Source organism: Halorubrum sp. SP3 (assembly GCF_005435195.1).
GTDB lineage: Archaea > Halobacteriota > Halobacteria > Halobacteriales > Haloferacaceae > Halorubrum > Halorubrum sodomense.
On sequence record NZ_SGTU01000339.1, the window covers coordinates 1 to 485 of the forward strand.

Consider the following 485-nt stretch of genomic DNA (forward strand, 5'->3'; position numbering starts at 1 on the left):
GAGTATTCCACGCGGAATGGCTTTTCGCTGACGACGGTCCGATTAATAAATCCGTGTTCTTCGAGGTCTTCGAGGACGTCCGACTGGACCTTACCTGAGATCCCGTCGACCTCTTCTTTGAGCGCGTTGAATCCCAGCGGTCCGTTCTCTAAGAGGCGGTGAATGACAACTGGATGCCACTTTTTGCCAATCAGTGTCGCAGTCGTCGTAATCGGACACCAGTCGCTGCCCGCACACCAGACCTCTAACGGTTCTGAATCGGTGCTCATGTCCTTTCTATGGACTCCATTAAAATAAAGATACGTTTAGTAACCAGGTGAGTAAACGAAACCGGTGTTACCCCTCAGTTACCCGGTTACCTGTCGGTTCGCGCGAGCTTATCAGTTACCTCTCCATATGAAGTTACTGTAGGTAACTATGACCGAACTCGAAATCGATGCCGACAGCACGGCCGTCCTGATCACCGACCCGCAAATTGACTTTTT

The 485-nt window shown here is 50.7% G+C and carries 1 protein-coding gene; it reads right to left on the bottom strand.

Annotation, left to right across the window (positions count from 1 at the left end; translation table 11 throughout):
- Positions 1 to 269 (bottom strand): helix-turn-helix domain-containing protein (locus EXE42_RS16795; RefSeq protein WP_137707043.1); only part of this gene is annotated, 269 nt, incomplete at its 3' end.
- Positions 270 to 485 lie beyond the last annotated feature (216 nt).